Origin of the sequence: Streptomyces sp. JH002, assembly GCF_050916115.1 — a bacterium.
Lineage (GTDB): Bacteria > Actinomycetota > Actinomycetes > Streptomycetales > Streptomycetaceae > Streptomyces > Streptomyces xiamenensis.
Genome location: NZ_CP087989.1, coordinates 1,162,121 through 1,180,300 on the forward strand (window position 1 = coordinate 1,162,121; position 18,180 = coordinate 1,180,300).

Below are 18,180 nucleotides of genomic sequence, written 5' to 3' on the forward strand. Positions count from 1 at the left end.
GGGCCGCCGGGCGCCCCCACAACACGGCTGGAATTCACACCCGCAACACGGCTGCCAGCTCGGCGATCCTGGCCGGCCCCACCCGGCAGCAGCCACCGATCAGCCCGGCCCCCGCCGCCCGCCACTCCACGGCCAGCGCCGGATCGAACCGGTCGGGGCCGTACCAGCCGCCCCACGCCGCGTCCCACAGCTCACCGCTGTTGGGATAAGCGATCGCCGGTTTGCCGGTGAGCCGCACCGCCAGCCGTACCGCGTCCGTCACCTCCTCCGGCGCGCAGCAGTTCACCCCGGTGGCCACCACCTGCTCCTCCCCCGCCGCCAGCGCGAACGCCTCCGCCAGCGGCTGGCCGGCCCGGGTGCGCCCGCCGGCCACCGTGTACGACAGCCACACCGGAATGCCGCAGCCGCGGGCCGCCCGCAGCATGGCCCGGGCCTCGGTCACCTCCGGCACCGTCTCCAGCGCCAGCAGATCGGGCCCGGCCGACGCCAGCGCCTCGATGCGGCGCCGGTGGAAGGCGGTCAGCTCCGCCTCGGTCAGCCCGTACCCGCCCCGGTACTCGCTGCCGTCCCCCAGCACCGCCCCGTACGGGCCCACCGACGCGGCCACCCGCACCCCCGGGCCGGCCGCCTCGCGGGCCAGGGCCACGCTGTCGCGCAGCAGCCCGGCCGCCGCCGGAGCCGCGATCCCCCGGCGTGCGAAGCCCTCGAAGGACGCCTGATAGCTCGCGGTGATCAGCACTCGCGCCCCGGCCCGTACGTAGGCGCGGTGTGCCGCCAGCAGCTGCCCCGGACCGTCCGCCAGCAGCCGCGCCGTCCACAGCTCCCCGGACAGCTCGCACCCCTGGTCCCGGAGCCGGTCGGAGAGACCGCCGTCGAGAACCAGGGGCGCGGGGGGCGGCATCAGAGCTGGCTCTGCACCTGGGAGGCGATCAGCTCCAGATGGTCCAGGTCGGACAGGTCCAGGATCTGGAAGTAGATCCGGGTGGCGCCGAGTTCGGCGTAGCGGCCGATCTTGTCGACCACCTCGGCCGGCGAGCCGGCCAGTCCGTTCTCGCGCAGCTCGTCCGGCTGGCGGCCGATCGCCGCCGCACGGCGGGCGACCTCGGCGTCGTCCCGGCCGACACAGGCCACCAGGGCGTTGGAGTAGACCAGCTCGCCCGGGTCCCGGCCGATCTCGGTGGCGGCCGCCCGCACCCGGTCGAACTGGGCCGCGCTGTCGGCGACCGAGGCGAAGGGGATGTTGAACTCGTCCGCGTAGCGGGCCGCCAGCGCCGGGGTCCGCTTGGGGCCCAGGCCGCCGAGCAGCACCGGCACCTTCGCCTGCGCGGGCTTGGGCAGCGCGGGCGAGTCGGCCAGCTGGTAGTAGGCGCCGTCGTAGGAGAAGGTGTCGCCCGGCTGGGTCTCCCACAGGCCGGTCACGATGGCCAGCTGCTCCTCCAGGCGGGGGAACTTCTCCTTCGGGAACGGGATGCCGTACGCGGTGTGCTCCTCCTCGAACCACCCCGCGCCGAGCCCCAGTTCGACCCGGCCGCCGGACATGGCGTCCACCTGGGCCACCTGGATGGCCAGCACGCCGGGCAGTCGGAAGGTGCCCGCGGTCATCAGGGTGCCCAGACGGATACGGCTGGTCTCGCGCGCCAGGCCGGCCAGCGTGATCCACGCGTCGGTCGGGCCGGGCAGCCCGTCCACACTGCCCATCTTCAGATAGTGATCGGACCGGAAGAAGGCGTCGAAGCCGTATTCCTCCGTGGCCTTGGCGACGGACAGCAGGGTCTCGTAGCTGGCGCCCTGCTGCGGTTCGGTGAAGATACGCAGATCCATGGCCCCATTGTGTCCCCTGGAGATCACTGAACGGGAAAGCGCTCCTCGTTGCGGTCGATCTTGGCGTCGAGCGCGGCCAGCGGATCCACGCCCAGCACCGTGCACAGCTGCAGCAGGTAGGCGAGCACGTCGGCGATCTCGTCCTCGACCCGGGCGGCGCTCTCGGAGTCCTCCATGACGGTCGCGGACAGCTCGGGGGTGAGCCACTGGAAGATCTCCAGCAACTCCCCGGCCTCCACGTTCAGGGCGGCCGCCAGGTTCTTCGGCGTGTGGTACTGCCCCCAGTTACGGGCGGCGGCGAAGGCCGCCAGCCGGTCCTGGAGGGCGGCGATCCGGTGAGGGTGTGCGGAGTCGGTCACGCCCATGGGTTTATCACCGTCCGGGCGGGTGGCGGGCACCGGGCCCGCCACCCGGGCGGTACGGAACGCGCGGACGCGGCCCCTCAGCCGCCGCGCCGTGCCGCCGGTGCCCCCGGGGTCAGCAGCGCGGTCTCCCCCGGCGACACATCGGGGCGCAGCACCTCCGCGGTGCCTGCGGCGGGCCGGAACAGGGCGATCTGCCCCGGCGTCAGGGACGCGGCGAGCCGGCCCGCCTCCTCGCCCAGCACCCGGGCGGCCATCGGGGCGAACTGGGCGTCCAGCGCGAGGACGGCGTCCGCCCCGCCCCAGAAGGCCGAGTGCCGCGGCACCGCGCGGGTCACATGGAGCACGGTGCGCCACGGGCCCGCGGCGCACGCCACGGGCGGCGGGCGGCGGCGATCGCTGATCAGGGCCTGCGGACCGGCCTCCACGGTGGGCGGGGCGGGGGTGTGGGCGGGCCAGTCACCGGCGCCCTCGCCCTCCGTGAACTCCAGCCGGTCACCGGCGGCGTGGCGCACCCCGGACCACTGGTCCGGCACCCGGGTGCTCGCGGTGACCCGGGCACCGGCCGCCAGCAGCCGCAACGCGAAGAGCCGGCCGAACAGCGACTCGCCCAGCACCCCGATCCGGATGCCGGTGGCGCCGAGAGCGGGCACCGACACCGGCTGCCCGGCGTGGTCGGTCCCCAGGTGGATCCCGGCCCGTACCGGGAGCGGGTGAATCCCGCCGCGGCCCTCGTCCCGCCACCGCTGGGCGGGGATGACCGCCGGGGTGGCCCCCTGACTGCGCACGGCCTGCTCCTTTCGCTTCGTCCCGGTCACCGCGCGGCCCCCGACGGGACCAGACCCGCCGCCTCCCACACGGAGCGGGCGGGGTGGGCCAGGGGCAGGGTGGCCATCAGGCCGGCCCGCTGGTCCGCCGCAGGGGGGCCGACGACGCCGGTACGTACCAGGCGGTCGCGTTCGGCCGCGGCGTGCTGGGCGACGGTGGACACCAGCCGTACCGCCGTGCGCACCCGGATGCCGTCGTCGTGGGTGAGGGTGGCGGCCGTCACCACCCGGTCCGCCGCGCAGCCGCCCAGCGCGGTGATCAGCCGGGCCCAGTCGGCGGCGGCTGCGACCGGCACGGTCATGGTGCAGTGGGTGGCGCCCTTCCCCGCCCAGCTGCCGGGCAGCGCCCGGCCCTCGCCGGTGGCGTCGCCCATCTGCCGCAGCAGGGCGGCGGTCTCCTGCGGGCCCAGCGGATCGGAACGCATCCCCTGGGCCGCCAGCCGGGCCCGGAGCCGGGCCAGCGCCGCCACCACCGCGGCCCGTCCGCCGGCCGCGCCGCCGCCGCGGCGCAGCGCCGCCTGCGGCGCGTCCAGCGGCTCGTAGCGCAGCACCAGATAGGCCCGCACCGCGACCGGCCGTCCTCCTGAGGGCAGTTGCCGGTAGGCGACGGTGGGCTGGTAGCGGTAGTGGAAGTCCCATGGCGGCACCCCGAACTGCTCCACCAGGATCTGTGCGGCGGCCGGCCGCGCCGGGTCCTCGGTGAGCGCCCGCGCGATGAGGTCCACCGGCAGCGAGGGCACCGTGCCGCCGGGGAAGGCCAGCACGGCGGCGTGGCCCCGGCCGTCCGCGAGCACCCCCACCGGCGGGCCGTTGCGGTCCGCGACCGCGCTGATGTCCAGGGCGGGCAGCAGCGTCCGGGCCAGGCCCAGCGTCCCGCGCCCGTACGGCGCGTCCGGGTGGCCCTGCCCGGGGGCATCGCCCCCGGCCGTGACGTGGTGCCCGGTGTCCTGCCGCAGCCGGGCGGTGACCAGTTGGTCGGCCCACCGGCCGCGCCGCCGCAGCAGTGCGCCGGTCAGGGCCACGACGCCGCCGCCCACCAGCGCGCCGCCGGCGATGCCACCGACAGCGACGCCGGTCGCCGCCGCGCCGAGGCCGGCCTGGACGGCCACCCAGCGGGCCCTGCCGAATCCCCTGATCATTCCTGGTTTCCCTTCTGCTCGACCACGGCGGCGAGCGGGTCGAGCACGGGCCCGGCGGGCAGCAGCCCGACGAAACTGGCCGGCACGGTGGGCGCGGCACCCGGCGCGTACCGCAGCCGTTCCACCGCCTCGGGCGAGACGAACGGGTACGCCAGTCCGCCGTCGGTCACCAGGGTGTACGTGCCGCCCGCCCCGGCGGAGGTGGTGGCGCGCACGACCGCGCCCGACCCGGCCGGTACGTAGATCTCGTCCAGCGGTCCGAGCCGTCCGTCCCCGGCCCGGACCGGGGTGAGACCGCCGGGCTCGGGCAGGGTGGCGGGCAGGTGCACGGTGGCCTGCCACGGCGCGTCGCCGGGCTGGCCGCCGGGCGGGGTGCTGACACACACGGGCTGGTTGCGGCCGGGGTCGGTCGCCACGGGGCGGGCGTCGGGCCACGAGCGGTCACCGGGGGCGGATTCCGCCGAGCGCGGTGCCCGGGCGGCGGCGGTGGCGGTGATGGTGTGGTCGGTGGTGGCGTGCGCGCCCAGCAGGGTGTGCACGAGTTCCGGTACGGAGACCAGGCCGTCGGGACGGACCAGGAAGTACTGCGGGCTGCCGCCGCCGGGGTCGGTGTGCGCGAGGTCGTTGACGCCGGCGGGGAAGGGCAGTTCGACGTCGGGGGCGTCCCCGGTGCCGCTGCCCGGCTCGGGGATGGTGATCCCGGGGCCCTCGGGCAGGGTCGCGATGATCCGCAGCGGCAGCGGGACGGGGTCCCGGGTGAGGCTCAGCAGATCGCGGATGCCCTGTTCCAGGGAGTGGCGCCGGCCCTCGGTGAGGAGCCACAGGGCGCCCTCCTCGTCCTCGGCAAGCACCGTCGCGGGCTGCTCGGCGGTGGCGGCCGCCTCGGGGACGGAGACGTACAGGGCCGTGCGGGCCGGGTCGCCGCCGTTCTCGGCGGGGACGGCGCACAGCGTCCACACCTCGTCGACGAGTGCGTCGGCGCCGGGCAGCGCGTCGGGCGCGCCGGGGATGCCGACCGGGAGTCCGCGGGGGGCGGCGTCCAGGACGGACTGGCGTACCGAGGTGACCTCCCCGCCGCCCGCCAGCAGCGCGGAGGCGAGGTTGAGCGCCGGGTGGACGGTGCCGTCGCTGACGACGTAGCGGTCACCGCTGCCGCCCGCGACCACGGCTCCGGTGGCGGGCAGTCCGGGGCCGCGTCCCGCGCCGAGCATGCCGGCGATGCCGAAGCCGGCCATGATGAGAACGCCGATCGCGACGCCGCTGCCCAGCGCGCGGTTGAGGCGGCGGCGGGGGTCGGTTCTGGCCTCGTCGGTGCCCCGGAAGAGGCTGGTGGTGCGGCGGCGGTTGTCGTAGGCGTACGCCTCGGCCTGTTCGCGTGTGGTGGCCATGTATCAGGTCCGGTTCCGGGTGGAGGGCGGGGCGGTGGTGGCGTGCCTGCCGCGGGGGAGGCGGCCGGCCGGGGTGCCGGTGGAACGGGCGGCGGCCGGTGGGAGGTCGGTGCCGTCCAGCCAGTCGAGCCGGGTCCCGGCCGGGGGGCGGGGCGGGGGGTGGCCGGCGGGCGGTCCCTCGGTGGCGGTGTCGAGCGGTCCCGGGTGCCAGCCGCGGCGGGCGGCGCGGCGGACCGCGGGCGCCGCCAGCAGACCGAGCACCACGGACAGCAGCAGCCCGCCGCTGACCGCCAGCGCGGTGACGGCGGTGCCCGAGAGCGCGGGCTCGGGGCGCGGCACCGCCTGGACGGGGATACGGCCGGGGGTCGGCTCTCCGGTGTCGCCGGCCGCGGCGCCCCCTTCCAGACCGATACCGGTCACGGCGCCGAACGGGTCGACGATGCCCGCGCCCGTGAGGTCGTTGCGTCCGCCGCCGACCGGCGAGGCGGAGGCGATGAGCCGCTGGGCGACCTCGTCGGCGCTCAGGTCGGGGAAGCGGGACAGGACCAGGGCGGCGGCGCCGGAGACCTGCGCGGCGGCGAAGCTGGTGCCCGACTCGGCCCGGTAGCCGGAGCCGCCGGGCGCCACCACGGGCAGGTTCTCGCCGTAGGCCGCCAGGTCGACCCATTCGGCGGCGTTGGAGGACTGCATGGGCGCGCCCGTGCCGTCGACGGCGGCCACCGCGAGCACACCGTCGTAGGCGGCGGGGTACATGGACTGGGACGGATCGCGGTTGCCCTCGTTGCCGGCCGCGGCGATCACCAGCACCCCGGCGTCGACCGCCCGCTCGACGGCTTCGCGCACGGGTTCGCGGTCGCCGGGGATGGCGAAGGAGAGATTGACGACGGCGGCGCCGGAGTCCACCGCGTCGTCGATGGCGGCGGCCAGCGTCTCGAAACTGGCCCGGTCCACGCCGTCGGCCACCCGTACCGGGTAGACGGCGGCGTCGGGGGCGACGCCTGACATCCGGTCCCCCTCGGTGCGGTCGGCGGCGATCAGTCCGGCGACGGCGGTGCCGTGCCCCTCGCAGTCCTGTTCCGGCGCGGGGGTGGAGCGTGCGAAGCCCTGCTCGGCGGGGACCATGACGTACTCGCTGCCGGTGACGACGGCGTCCGCGAGGTCCGGATGGCGGGCGTCCACGCCGGAGTCGACGACGGCCACGGTCACCCCCGCGCCGGTGGCCAGGTCCCAGGTCTGGCGCAGGCCGAGCAGATCGATCAGCGGGTGGGGGCCGCCGTCGGGCAGGTCGGCCCCGGTGACCTCCTGCCGGCACGGTTCGGCGGCCAGCGCCGTGCCCGCCGTGCCGGGCGGGGCGAGCGGGGTCAGGGGGGCCAGGGTGAGCGCGGCGGTAAGGGTGAGCAGCACGGCCGCCCGGCGCCGTGCCGCTGCCGCCGCGGTGCCACCCCGGGCCGGGTGAGCGCTGGTCATCCGGGCCCTCACACCTTGAGGTCGAGCAGGGTGGAGTAGACCTGCCAGACCGCCAGCACCAGCGGCACCACGGACACCAGGACGACCGTTTCCAGCATGTCCAGGCCGCGCAGCAGCCTCGGGTTGACCCGGACCCGGCCGGCGGCGACCGCGACGCTGCCCGCCACCAGGGCGGTGACCAGGGCCAGCGGCAGGGCGATGCCCAGCAGCGCCAGGGTGTCGCCGGCCTGTCCCAGGACGAGGGCGGCGGCGCCGCCCAGCGTGACCAGCAGGGCGGTGACCAGGGAAACCGCCGCCTGGCGGGTCTCCTTGAACAGCCGGGCCCGCAGCATCATCAACAGCACCAGCACGCCGCCGAGCACGGTCGGGTAGACCCCGCCGGAGGCGAACAGCACCAGGGAACCGGCACCGGCCACCAGGTGACTGCCCAGCAGCATGCCGAGCAGCAGCCGGCGGGCCTGTTCGATCCGGGCCCGCAGCCGTTCGTGCTCCAGCTGGCTGGGCAGCTCCTCCAGGTCCTCGGCCGAGGCGGCCACGTACGGGGCGGGGATCCGGGCGAACCGCAGCGCGAGCGTGGGCCACACGGTGGTCAGGGCGAGGGCGAGGGGCGCGGCGACGGCGGCGCCCCGGGCGGGCTCGGCGTCCCACAGCACCGCGGCGAGCGGGGCGACGGCCCCCAGCGGACCGGCCGTGACCAGGGCGGTGAAGGTGCCCTCGCCGCCACCGACGAGCAGCGGCCCCACGGCGCCGATGACCGCGATGGTGGCGCAGCCGAGCAGCACATGGCCGGCGCCGAGACCGCCGAGGCCCGGATCGGTGCCCAGCAGCCGGACGGCGCCGAGAACGGCGAGCGGCGTGGCGAGGGCCGCGGCGAAAGTGCCCGCCTCCCGGTCGGCGAAGGCCCGGGACATCAGCACGCCGACCGCCAGCGCGAGCAGCGCCGTGGCCAGCCCGAGCCAGCCCGGCAGCCGGCCGGGGGCGGCGACCAGCGCGCCGCATGCGGCGAGGGTGGCGACGACCGCCATCCCGGCGGCGGTGCGCCGGGTGGCGGAGGACGGCCAGGGCCCGCGCACCCCGTGGTCGCCGATGACCTCGACCACGTCGTCGTACAGCGGCGGAGTGGTGTCGTCGTGGCCGTGCCCGAGGAACAGCAGGTCGCCCTCGCGCACGCCCTGCGCGGTGAGCGAGTCGGCGGCGTCCAGGGCGCTGCCGTCGTCCCGGCGCAGGATCCAGCCGCCGTGCCGCACCCCGCCGTCGGCTCCCGGCTCCTCGCCGGTGTGCCGCAGGAGCGTGGGCAGCAGCCGGGCCAGCGGCACGGTGGCGGGGACCGCCAGGTCGGCGCGGCCGGCGGGACCGGCCAGGCCGATGCGGACGAACTCGGTGGTACGGGCGGTGGGGGACGGCGCGTGCCGGGGCGTCACGGTCGCCGGGCGCTGGGTGGTGGGGACGCTCATGGCTGCTTCCCGGGGGTGGTGTCGTCGGTGGCCGGGGCGAGGGGTGAGGGGGTATGGATCAGCTGGACGGGGGTGTTGCCGAGCCGGCGGTGCAGCAGCAGGCCGCGGCCCTTCTTGCGCTGGGCGGGACGCACGCCCCAGATCGGCATCTCGTCCTTGGGGACGCTCATCAGCACGGCGGGGAAGTTGAGCTCCTTCATGCGGCCCAGCACCGGGTCGCCGACGGCGCGGGAGGCGCCGCCCGCCTGCCGGGTGACGTACAGGTGCAGCCCCATCTGCCGGGCCTGCGGCAGGTAGTCGATCAGGGGGCGCAGCGGATTGCCCCGGGAGGTGGCGACCAGGTCGTAGTCGTCGACCAGGACGTAGATCTCGGCGCCCTTCCACCACGAGCGGTCGCGCAGTTGCTCCGGGGTGACGTCGGTGCCCGGGATCCGCTTCTTCAGCCCTTCGGCCACCCCGCCCATGACCTCCGTGGAGCGTTCGTGGGTGGTGGAGTAGCCGAGCATGTGCGGGCCGTCGAACTCCCGCAGCAGGGACATCCGGTGGTCCAGGATGATCAGCCGGGCCTCGTCGGGGGTGCGGGTGGTCACGATCTGGCGGGCGATGGCGCGCAGCAGAGAAGTCTTGCCGGATTCGGTGTCGCCGACGGCGATCAGTCCGGGGTCCTCGCCGGGGCTGAAGACCACCGGCTCCAGGCGGTTGCCCTCCAGCGCCACGGTGACTCCGGGGCGGTCGGGGGCCGTTGCCTCGGCCAGGGTGAAGGACGTGGGCAGCAGCCGTACGCGGCGGGCCCGTTCGCCCTGCCACGCGCCGTCGATCCGGCGGACGAGGTCGGCGACGCCGTCCGAGACGCCCTCGTCGGAGTGGACGCCGTCCACGCGCGGCACGGCCGTGAGGAAGTGCAGCTTCTCGGCGGTGATGCCGCGGCCGGGACGCCCGGCGGGGATGCCGCGCTGCGCCTTGCGGTCGACCTCGGAGTCCAGGGCGTCGCCGAGCTTCAGCTCCACCTTGGTGCCGATGAGGTCGCGCAGGCCCATGCGCATGTCCAGCCAGCGGTTTCCGGTGATGACGAGGTGCACGCCGTAGGTGAGCATCCGGGCGGCGGCACCCATCAGGGCCGCCTCCAGGTCGGGGTAGCTCTGCCGCAGCACCTGCCATCCGTCGACGACCAGGAAGACGTCGCCGAACGGGTCGTCCGTGATGGTGCCCTCGGCGCGGGCCCGCCGGTAGTCGGCCATCGACTCCACGCCCAGGTCCCGGAAGCGGCCCTCGCGGCTCTCCATGACTTCCAGCACCTCGGCGACCGTGCGGTTCACGGACTCCGAGTCGAGCCGGGAGGCCACGCCACCGGTGTGCGGCAGCCTGGCGAAGGGAAACAGGGTGCCGCTGAAGTCCAGGCAGTAGAACTGCGCTTCGGCGGGGGTGTGGCGCAGGGCGAGCGAGGCGATGAGATTGCGTACGGCCGTCGACTTGCCGCTGTGCGGGCCGCCGACGACGGCCACGTGACCGCCGGCCCCGGCCAGGTTCAGCTCCAGGGGGTCGCGGCGCTGGTGGAAGGGGCGGTCCACGATGCCGATGAGCGCGGTGAGTTCGGGGCGCGCGGGCGAGCTGCCGAAGCCACGGCCGGGGCGTACCGCCAGGTCGCCGTGCAGGACGTCCAGTGGCTCCGGGTGGTCCAGCGGCGGCATCCACACCTGGTGGGCGCGCGGGCCCTGGCCGGTCATCTGCTCGACCATGACACCGAGCACGGTGCTGCCCAGCTCCTCGCTCTCCGCGAACTCATCCGCGCCGCGCTCCGGTTCGGGCTCCGCAGGGCGTTCGTCGGCGGGGACCGGTACGTAGCCGGCGGGGAACTCCCGCACGCCGGTCGTGCCGCCGAGGGCCGGGCCGCCGCCCTGATCCTCGCTGCGGTAGGGGCCGGAGACATAGGCGGCCCGGAACCGCTTGAGGGTGGCGGTGTCGGTCTTGAGATAGCCGTGACCGGGGGCGCTGGGCAGATGGTTGGCGTCGGGTACCCCGATGGCGGTGCGGCTCTCGGACTCGGAGAAGGTGCGCAGGCCCACGCGGTAGGACAGATGGGCCTCCAGGCCGCGCAGCCGGCCTTCCTCCAGCCGCTGGGAGGCCAGCAGCAGATGCAGCCCCAGGGACCGGCCGAGCCGCCCGATCTGGACGAACAGCTCGGCGAAGTCCGGCTTCTGGGTGAGCAGTTCGGAGAACTCGTCGACGACCACGAACAGGCTGGGCAGCGGCGGCAGATCGGCGCCGCGCTGCCGGGCCCGCTCGTAGTCCCGCACCGAGACGAGGTTGCCCGCGTCCCGCAGCACCTCCTGGCGGCGGTTCATCTCGCCGGAGAGGGCCTCCTTCATGCGGTCCACGAGGCTGAGGTCGTCCTCCAGGTTGGTGATGACGGCGGCGACGTGCGGCAGTTCCGCCATGCCGGCGAAGGTGGCGCCGCCCTTGAAGTCGACGAGCAGGAGGTTGAGCTGCTCGGAGGAGTGGGTGGCGGCCATCCCGAGGACGACGGTGCGCAGCAGCTCCGACTTGCCTGAGCCGGTGGCGCCGACCAGCAGCCCGTGCGGGCCCATGCCGTTCTGCGCCGATTCCTTGATGTCCAGGCTCAGGAGCCCGCCGTCGGCCGAGACACCGATGGGCACCTGCAGCCGGTCGCGCATCGGGCGCGGGCGCCACAGGGTGTCCAGGTCGAGCCGTCCGGGGTCGGGGATGTTCAGCAGGGCGGGCAGGGTATTGACGGCCGTGTCCAGGTCCTGGCTGTCGGCGACCGGGGAGGCCGTGTCCATCCGGTAGGGCGCGATCGAGCGGGCGAGCGCCTCGGTCTCGGGGAGGGACAGGCCGTCCGTTTGGCCCAGCACGTCCCGGGTCTCGCCCGCGAGCACGGCCAGTTCGTCGCCGTCGATGTCGAGCCGTACGCCGTGCGCGTCGGCCAGGGCCAGGGCCCGGCCGTCGAGGTCGAGGACCGTGACGCCCTGCATGCCGTGCGGGTCCAGCAGGGCTTCGCCGCCGGTGACGAGGCCGCCGTCGAGGACCACCAGCAGGTGCGGTACGTCCGGGTCGGGTTCGGCTGCTCGCTGGAAGCGGGTCCTGCGGGTCAGGTCGGCCCCGAGCCAGTCCTCCAGGACGGCCAGGCTGGTGTGGGTCATCCGGACGGGGCCCACGTGGTCGAGCTCCTCGGGGTGCTGGGCGTGCGGAAGCCACTTGGCCCAGCCCCACTCCTCCCCCTCGATGTCCCGGGTGCACACCAGGACCCGCAGGTCCTTCGGTGAGTGGAACGTCACGGCCTGGGCGATCACCGCGCGCAGCAGAGCGCGGGCACGGTGGCCGTCCTCGGTGTCGGTGACGGACACGGCGGCGAACCGGCGCAGGGCCAGCTGCACCGGCAGGTCGGGCACGACCGAGTGGGTGTCGACAAAGCGCTTGAGCGCCACGGAGGAGAGCGGGTCCAGATCCTCGACCGGCGCGGATTCCCCCGGCACCAGCGGGGTCGCCAGATAGCGGGGGCCGGACCCGACCCGTACCACTCCGAAGTCGGCGTCGGCGCTGCGGCGTTCCCACAGCCGGCGGCTGGCGGCGACACCCCACAGCAAGGCGGGGGCCGGCGCGTCCCACTCCAGCGCCTCACGCTGAGCGCGCGCCGTGCGGCGCACATCGGAGCGGGTGCGCTCCAGATACCGCAGGTACTCGCGCCGCTCATTGCGGGCCTGGCTCTTCCCGGCGCCGCGCTGCCGCACGACGGAGCCGATGACCATGGCGAGGCAGGAAACCAGGAACATCGAGCCCACGACGTACCCGATGGCACCGCGCCCCATGGTGAGCATGTACAGCACGGAGCCGAGCCCGCTGAGCGCGGGCAGCGCCGTCATCCAGACATTGGCGTCCTCGGGCTTGGGCAACTCGGGCGGTGCCTGGAGCACCAGTTCGTTCTGGGGAACGGCGGGGGCCGGCACCCGTGCGGGACGGCGGAACACCGTCGTGGGACTGCTCACGTATCCGTTCTCTCTTCTCGGCCGAGCCGGGGACAGCCGGCGCTAGAGACCGCGTCCTCGGTTGAACCCGTCCGTCAACTCGGAGGCGTAGTCGCCGTAGGCCTCGCTCCGGATGTCGATCACCGCGTTGTTGACCTCGGAAGGGGTGTAGTCCGACGTGGCCGGGTCGGGCAGCGTCGAGGTGCCGTACTTGTCCTCGACGATCTCGCGGGCCGACCGGTTGTCGGATGACCCCTGGAAGTCAGCCGCCGCAGCAGCGTTGGCGACGATGTAGTGCACGTTCGCGTCACCGGTCTCGATGGACTCAAGACGGGCGAGGTCGATTTCCTCGCCCGTGCCCACCATGTGCCGGCTGGCCTCGGCCACGACCCAGGAGCCCGCGGTCAGGGGGAGACTGGCCGGCCCGCTGAACCCGGCGAGCGAGTTGGCCACACCGGCCGCGGTGGTGAGGCCGCTCAGAACCGAGGTCTTCAGCGTGTCCTCGTCCATACCGTTCTCGATCGCCCGCAGATCAGCGGCTTCCTGAATGCCGCTGATCCTGCCCACCGCTCCCAGCACCGAGCCGATGTTCTCGCCCGTCTCGAAGGCGTTGTACGCGGTGACGGCCTGCCAGGCGGCGACCCCACCCCGGAATTCGTCGCGGACATGGTCGTCCGCCTCCGTCATGTACAGCATGACGTTCTCCCTCTCCTCCCGGGACAGCTCGAAGCCGTACCGGTGGTCCTGGCCGAAGAGATCCGCGAAGACCCGGGCCGCCGGGTCGTCGGAGTCACCCGGTTCGAGGAACCCGGAACCGTTCTCGTCGGAGAACTGCGAGATGAAGTCCATGTACCGAAGGGTCGTCTCTCCGATGGCCTGCTGCAGGTCGGATGTGTCCACAGAGGCCAGGTCGTTGAGACTGCTCATCCGGGGACCGTGCTCCCCTGTGTAGGAGAGCACGTTGTAGGCGGCTTCGAAGTACTTCCTGGCCTCGTCGCTGTTCGGATCGACGCCGTCGGGCACGGTCGTTCCGCTGCGGACCAGGCTCCCGGCTCCTGTCGAGTCGCTCCACTCGGCACGGAAGAGGTCGTCCCGGTAGTCCTCGTCGTTGAGCAGTTCCGCCGAGACGCCGGTGTTCAGGGAGACCGCTTCCAGGAGACCGCTGCTGCCGGTGTTGACCACCTCCGTGCTGTCCTCGTCGTAGAACCGCAGCTGGGCGAACTCCTGCCAGTCGATCGCGGCATGGCCCATATCCGTGGCGAAGGTGTCGGCGGGCGGCACGGAGGCATGGCCCATGATGTCGCCGAAGCCGTTGAACAGCTTCAGGTCCTCCGCGCCACGCTCGTTGCCGTTCTCCCAGTCGGGATACACGAAGGTGGAGATCGAATCGGGCACACGTCCGCGCTCCTCCGCCGGATCGATGCCGCCGATGTCCGGGTTGGTGAGCAGATTGATGCCATTGGCGAGGGCGATCCTGGCGTTCTCGAAGCCGGCGTTGCGCAGGGCCTCGTTCTCCGCCGCCATTCCCACGTCGGCACCGCCGCCCGGCCCCCCCTGTCCGGAGAGCAGCGCGAACGCCTCAGGGCTGAGCGTGTTGTAGAACTCCTCCAGGTAGGCCGCTTCCTCCGGGGAGAGGTTCCGGAGCGGATCGCCGGGGTTGTGCGGGTCCCCGTAAACGTTCTCGGCGATCTTGGCCAGTCCGGCCGTGTACCGCTCGACGATGTCCGGGTCCGGGTTGGGCTTGTTCAGCTCGATTTCGAGTTGCTCGGCCTCGTGGGCCGCCCGGCCCTCGGTGTACCAGAAGCCCACCGGGGAGCCGGCGACGTCGTAGCCGTACTCGTTCAGCTCTCCTTCCTTCTGGTGCAGGATCCCGTAGTAGTCGTCGATGCGCTCGAACATGCCGTCGTAGACGATTGATGCGAAGGAGGCGGCCAGGTCCAGGTGGGTCTTCCGCACGTGCTCCTCGACAGCGTTCATGGGAAAGGTGCCCTGGGCCCCGGTGAAGGTCTCCCCGTAGATCGTGTAGGACATCAGCTCTTCGGCTTTGGCGCCCTGCTCGCCGAGCCATGCCACGAAGGTGTCGTAGTCGCCGTTCGCCGAACTCTCGTGCCGTTCGACCTGCCAGTCCAGTCCGGTGGCGTGGGTGAGGGCGTTCTCGTTCGCCTCCAGGACCGTTTCCGCCTCGGTCGCCACCTGGTCGAGGATGCGGGAGATGTTCTCCAGGTTCTCGGCCCCGAGGTCCTCGTAGGTGCTCTGGAGATGCACGGCCGCCGAACCGTAGATCGGCTCGCCCCCCGCCGCGCCCGAGGACTCCTCCAGGGCGGACGCGTACGCCGCGACGCCGCCCGCCTCGTCTGCCTCGCCCGCGCCGGTCTTGAACACGCCCGACAGGGCCGTCATGGATTCCAGGTCGGTGTCCGAGGCGAAGTCGCTCTGGAGTTCCCAGGGATCGCATCCCGCGGCCTCGACCACGTCGTCCTTGGTGATGCTGATGTCGCCCATGCCTGAAGAAGCCCCCGGTGCGCGGTGATCGGTGGTGCGGTCGGTCAGATGCTGTCGGCGATGCCGCGGCTGTAGTCGGTGTTGGCGGCCGTGAACAGGTAGGAGTCGGCGAGCGCCTCCGTCTCGTCACCCATGTCCGCGGCGCCCAGCGCCCCCTCCCCGATGGCGTCCCGGCCGTCGCCGGCCCGCTGGGAGAGGTGGGAGCGGTCGGCTGCCGCCGCGGTGAGCGCGGTACTGAAGCCCGCCGCGCCATCCCCGCCGAACTGCGAGGCCGTGGCGCCGACGTTGCCGAGGCGGCGCGAGACGACTCCGGCGGAGTCCGCCGCGTCGTGGTGGTGCCGCGCGCTCTCCCGGAACTGCTCCGGGAGGTACTGCAGACTGTCCTCGCCGTTCATGCGAGCTTCTCCTGTTCTCCGAGGACACCGCCGAGTGCGTCCCGCCGCGAGGACCACACCGAGGGGTCCTCGGTCAGCCGGCTGGGCCGGCTCTCGCCGCTGTTGCGGTCGGGGCGGTTGCCCGCGGGCTTCGCGGCCGCCGCGCCGGGCGATGCCTGCTGTGCCAGCCGGCCGGCGGTGTCCGCCGCGCGGGAACCGCGCCACGTCGCGGCCGGCTCCCGCAGAGCGGTGCCCGCGCCCCGGCCGGCGGTGGTGCGCTGTCCCGGCCGGCCCGCCGAGCCGGGCGCCGGGGGCGCGGGCCGGGCCCCGCCCAGGCGGTCGGCGGCGCGGCCCGCCGAGGCCACCGCCGGGTTCGGCCGTACCGTCGAGGCCGGCGGGACGAGCCGGCCGGCCGCCTGGGTACCGCCCTGTTTCCCCACCCGGGTGGCGGCCGCGGCTCCCCGCTGCGCCGCCGCGCCGGGCGGCGGGCTGTACGGGCGGCCTCCCATGGCCGCTTCCCGCGCGGCGAAACCGCTGGCCACCGAGGCCCGGTGACTCAGATTACGCAACGCCTGCTGCATCATCGGGCCGCGCGCCGGGCCGGTGTGCCCGACGCTGGGCGGCATGGTGCCGCCGTAGAGCCCCGCCAGCCCTGCGGCGGCAGCGCCGCCCCCGACCGCTGCGAGCCCGCTGCCGGTGACGATCGCGCCCGGTCCGGTGCCCAGCCCGGAGAGCCGGGCGGAGTACTCGGTGACTTCGCCGAACGGCCGGCCCGTGACCGGATCGATCCAGCGGCCCGTCACCGGGTCGAACTCCCGGCCGGTCGCAGGATCGACAAGGAAGCCGGTGCTGGGGCTCTGCACCCAGCCCGCGAAATCACCCCGGTCGGGTCCCAGCACCCGGGCGTCCGGGTAGGTCCCCGGACCGACCTGGCCGCCGTTGGCCGTCGCGACCATCGCGGAGCCTTGACCCGTAGGGGCGGCGGCGACCGGCCCCCCCGAGCCGGCCGCCCCACTCCCACCCGCGGCGCCGGCGGAGATCCCCCCGCCACCGGCGCCGCCCCCGGCCCCTCCTCCGGGTGCTGTTACCTCTCCCCCGGTCACCTTGGAGAAGTCCGCCCCGAGGTCGCTCAACACGCGTGCGGCCTCGGTGATCAGACGGCGCTTCTCCTCCAGTTGCCGCTCGTAGAAGGCGTTCGCGGCCATCCCCACGTCCGATCCGGCAGGATCACCGCTGGTCTCCTCGTACTCGAAGAGCAGCACCAGCGCCTCTTCGGTTGCCTGCGCCGACGCGTCGCCGGCGGACTGGAGCTGCCCCGCGACCCGCCCCGCGAGCACCGCGATCTCCTGTGCGGTGGCCGCGCTGTTCTCCATCCGCTCGGCCAGCTCGATCAAGCCCACGCCCGGCTCGGCCGCTGTCTCCGCCGCCGCCCCGCTGAGCCAGTCGTCGGATGAGGCGGACAGGGAGGCCATCGCCAGCCACGCCCCGGCCGCACCGTAGATCTGCAGGTGCTCGGCGCTGAAGATCGTGACCAGCAGCTCTCTGAATTCACCGTCGGTCGACATGAGAAACCGTCAGTTCCCTTCCCATGGATGCACGGTCACCGTGGTCAGCTCCTCGCCCTCCAGCATCCGCTCGGTGTAGTCGAGGGATGTTCCGGCCGCTTCGCCGGTGAGGAGGAAGGTGTGCGCCGCCTCGTCCGTCTCGTCGGCGATGTCGGCCACCCCCGAGGCGCTGGCGCTGATGTCCTCGACCGTCACCTCGTTGGCGATCCACGCGTCCAGGACGCAGGCCGCGGCCGACGCCAGCGCGCTCTCGGCCGCTGCCCCCTCCGGCACGGAACCGAACAGCCCCTGGGCCGAGGCGATCCGGATCAGCGCGTCGCGGGCCGACTCCCCCTCGCCGCCCCCTCCGGTGGTCTCGGCGGCCCGGCGTGCAGCCGGGGCGTTGAGGATCTCCTCGCCGTCAGACACGTCGTCTCCCCGTTACCTTCCGCTTCCGCTTCCGCTCCCCGCCCGGCCCGCGCTCAGCGGCCCGCGGCCCGCTGGCGCATCAGCGCGCCGCCCTCGATGCCGCACTCCCGCACATTGCGGACGGCCTGGTTCTGCGAGGTGACGCCCTGGTCGTAGCAATCGGACTGCTGACGGAACTCGCGGTCCCGCTCGTCGATCACCTCGCCGAGCGAGGCGTCGACGAGACCCTGGTCGATCAGTCCGCGCAACTGGGCGCGGACTTCTTCCCAGATCTCCTGGTACTTCTGCTGCTGCCCCGCGGTCGAGGACTGGATGGTGTCGAGGTCCGCGGACCGGAACGTCACAACTCCGTCAAACATGGTGGTCTCTCTTCCTGTCCGAGTGAATCGCGCTGGGGTGTGTGGCCGGCGACGTGCTCAGCCGAAGACGGTGTTGTTCGCGATGGCCGGGTCGCTCTGCACCCGGGTGAGGATGGACGCGGCCTCGGCGTCGGTCTCCCGGCCCTGCGCGGAGGTGAGCCCGAGGTCCCGGGACAGCCCTTCGAGCGCGTCGGCGAGGGCCTGGCCGTTGCGTCCCAGGTTCTCGTAGTTCTCGACGCCCTGCGCGGTACCGCCGCCCCGGTAGCCGACGCTCAGCGCCTCGCCCTGCCCGCCGATGCCCCGCGCGACGTCCTGCATGTCCTGGAACGCCTGGTCGATGATCAACTCGACCCGGTCGACCTCTTCGGGGGAAAGCTTGACTTCGTCACTCATGAGATCCCTCCCTGTCCGCACTGTTCGCGTGTGCGACGCGCTGGAAGTGCGCAACGCTCCGACACATCGTGGCACCGCGGCCTGTTCCCGCGTAGGCAGAGCGCGTAGCAGCGGCGTATCAGATCGGTGGGAGCAACCGAC

General features: G+C 73.9%; 15 protein-coding genes. All 15 read right to left on the bottom strand.

The annotated features are described in order from the left end of the window. Window positions 1-34: 34 nt before the first annotated feature. The 15 genes from mmuM to H7827_RS04975 all read right to left on the bottom strand — a co-directional run bounded on the left by mmuM (window position 35) and on the right by H7827_RS04975 (window position 18,039). A complete protein-coding gene (gene mmuM, locus H7827_RS04905; RefSeq protein ID WP_432742978.1) occupies window positions 35-901 on the bottom strand; it encodes a homocysteine S-methyltransferase in 867 nt (288 codons plus the stop codon). Next, a complete protein-coding gene (locus tag H7827_RS04910; RefSeq protein WP_030730374.1) occupies window positions 901-1,821 on the bottom strand; it encodes an LLM class F420-dependent oxidoreductase in 921 nt (306 codons plus the stop codon). Before H7827_RS04910 ends, mmuM begins: the two co-directional genes overlap by 1 nt. Window positions 1,822-1,844: 23 nt before the next feature. Next, window positions 1,845-2,186 (bottom strand): nucleotide pyrophosphohydrolase, encoded by a 342-nt coding sequence (locus H7827_RS04915; RefSeq protein WP_200363590.1) that lies wholly within the window; start codon window positions 2,184-2,186, stop codon window positions 1,845-1,847. Window positions 2,187-2,263: 77 nt separating this feature from the next. Next, the gene (locus H7827_RS04920) at window positions 2,264-2,971 is read right to left on the bottom strand and encodes a hypothetical protein (RefSeq protein ID WP_432742981.1); all 708 of its coding nucleotides are present in this window, start codon (window positions 2,969-2,971) and stop codon (window positions 2,264-2,266) included. Between the two features lie 26 nt (window positions 2,972-2,997). Next, the gene (locus tag H7827_RS04925; RefSeq protein ID WP_432742983.1) at window positions 2,998-4,149 is read right to left on the bottom strand and encodes a type VII secretion protein EccE; all 1,152 of its coding nucleotides are present in this window, start codon (window positions 4,147-4,149) and stop codon (window positions 2,998-3,000) included. Continuing rightward, the gene (gene eccB, locus H7827_RS04930) at window positions 4,146-5,537 is read right to left on the bottom strand and encodes a type VII secretion protein EccB (protein WP_432742985.1); all 1,392 of its coding nucleotides are present in this window, start codon (window positions 5,535-5,537) and stop codon (window positions 4,146-4,148) included. Before eccB ends, H7827_RS04925 begins: the two co-directional genes overlap by 4 nt. Window positions 5,538-5,540: 3 nt before the next feature. Beyond that, a complete protein-coding gene (mycP, locus tag H7827_RS04935) occupies window positions 5,541-7,004 on the bottom strand; it encodes a type VII secretion-associated serine protease mycosin (protein ID WP_432742986.1) in 1,464 nt (487 codons plus the stop codon). Between the two features lie 8 nt (window positions 7,005-7,012). Further along, complete coding sequence (gene eccD, locus H7827_RS04940; RefSeq protein ID WP_432742988.1) at window positions 7,013-8,458, bottom strand: type VII secretion integral membrane protein EccD; 1,446 nt, start codon at window positions 8,456-8,458, stop codon at window positions 7,013-7,015. Continuing rightward, the gene (gene eccCa / locus H7827_RS04945) at window positions 8,455-12,459 is read right to left on the bottom strand and encodes a type VII secretion protein EccCa (RefSeq protein WP_432742990.1); all 4,005 of its coding nucleotides are present in this window, start codon (window positions 12,457-12,459) and stop codon (window positions 8,455-8,457) included. Before eccCa ends, eccD begins: the two co-directional genes overlap by 4 nt. Window positions 12,460-12,501: 42 nt before the next feature. Next, a complete protein-coding gene (locus tag H7827_RS04950; protein ID WP_386533780.1) occupies window positions 12,502-14,940 on the bottom strand; it encodes a hypothetical protein in 2,439 nt (812 codons plus the stop codon). Between the two features lie 44 nt (window positions 14,941-14,984). Next, complete coding sequence (locus H7827_RS04955; protein ID WP_386533778.1) at window positions 14,985-15,335, bottom strand: hypothetical protein; 351 nt, start codon at window positions 15,333-15,335, stop codon at window positions 14,985-14,987. Beyond that, complete coding sequence (locus H7827_RS04960) at window positions 15,332-16,879, bottom strand: hypothetical protein (RefSeq protein ID WP_432742993.1); 1,548 nt, start codon at window positions 16,877-16,879, stop codon at window positions 15,332-15,334. The genes H7827_RS04955 and H7827_RS04960 overlap by 4 nt, the downstream gene beginning before the upstream one ends. Before the next feature lie 9 nt (window positions 16,880-16,888). After that, on the bottom strand, window positions 16,889-17,287 hold the full coding sequence (locus H7827_RS04965; RefSeq protein ID WP_432742995.1) for a hypothetical protein: 399 nt from the start codon (window positions 17,285-17,287) through the stop codon (window positions 16,889-16,891). A 53-nt stretch (window positions 17,288-17,340) separates the two neighbouring features. Beyond that, on the bottom strand, window positions 17,341-17,646 hold the full coding sequence (locus H7827_RS04970; RefSeq protein WP_386533770.1) for a hypothetical protein: 306 nt from the start codon (window positions 17,644-17,646) through the stop codon (window positions 17,341-17,343). A gap of 57 nt (window positions 17,647-17,703) precedes the next feature. Then, window positions 17,704-18,039, bottom strand: a complete 336-nt coding sequence (locus H7827_RS04975) for a hypothetical protein (protein WP_386533768.1) — start codon at window positions 18,037-18,039, stop codon at window positions 17,704-17,706. Window positions 18,040-18,180: the final 141 nt, after the last annotated feature.

What these genes read in the sequence shown, in the direction of transcription:
- H7827_RS04960 (WP_432742993.1), bottom strand. Translation starts at nt 16,879, where the DNA reads ATGTCGACCGACGGTGAATTCAGAGAGCTGCTGGTCACGATCTTCAGC.
- H7827_RS04955 (WP_386533778.1), bottom strand. Translation starts at nt 15,335, where the DNA reads ATGAACGGCGAGGACAGTCTGCAGTACCTCCCGGAGCAGTTCCGGGAG.
- H7827_RS04975 (WP_386533768.1), bottom strand. Translation starts at nt 18,039, where the DNA reads ATGAGTGACGAAGTCAAGCTTTCCCCCGAAGAGGTCGACCGGGTCGAG.
- mmuM (WP_432742978.1), bottom strand. Translation starts at nt 901, where the DNA reads ATGCCGCCCCCCGCGCCCCTGGTTCTCGACGGCGGTCTCTCCGACCGG.
- H7827_RS04970 (WP_386533770.1), bottom strand. Translation starts at nt 17,646, where the DNA reads ATGTTTGACGGAGTTGTGACGTTCCGGTCCGCGGACCTCGACACCATC.
- H7827_RS04910 (WP_030730374.1), bottom strand. Translation starts at nt 1,821, where the DNA reads ATGGATCTGCGTATCTTCACCGAACCGCAGCAGGGCGCCAGCTACGAG.
- eccB (WP_432742985.1), bottom strand. Translation starts at nt 5,537, where the DNA reads ATGGCCACCACACGCGAACAGGCCGAGGCGTACGCCTACGACAACCGC.
- H7827_RS04950 (WP_386533780.1), bottom strand. Translation starts at nt 14,940, where the DNA reads ATGGGCGACATCAGCATCACCAAGGACGACGTGGTCGAGGCCGCGGGA.
- H7827_RS04915 (WP_200363590.1), bottom strand. Translation starts at nt 2,186, where the DNA reads ATGGGCGTGACCGACTCCGCACACCCTCACCGGATCGCCGCCCTCCAG.
- mycP (WP_432742986.1), bottom strand. Translation starts at nt 7,004, where the DNA reads ATGACCAGCGCTCACCCGGCCCGGGGTGGCACCGCGGCGGCAGCGGCA.
- H7827_RS04925 (WP_432742983.1), bottom strand. Translation starts at nt 4,149, where the DNA reads ATGATCAGGGGATTCGGCAGGGCCCGCTGGGTGGCCGTCCAGGCCGGC.
- eccD (WP_432742988.1), bottom strand. Translation starts at nt 8,458, where the DNA reads ATGAGCGTCCCCACCACCCAGCGCCCGGCGACCGTGACGCCCCGGCAC.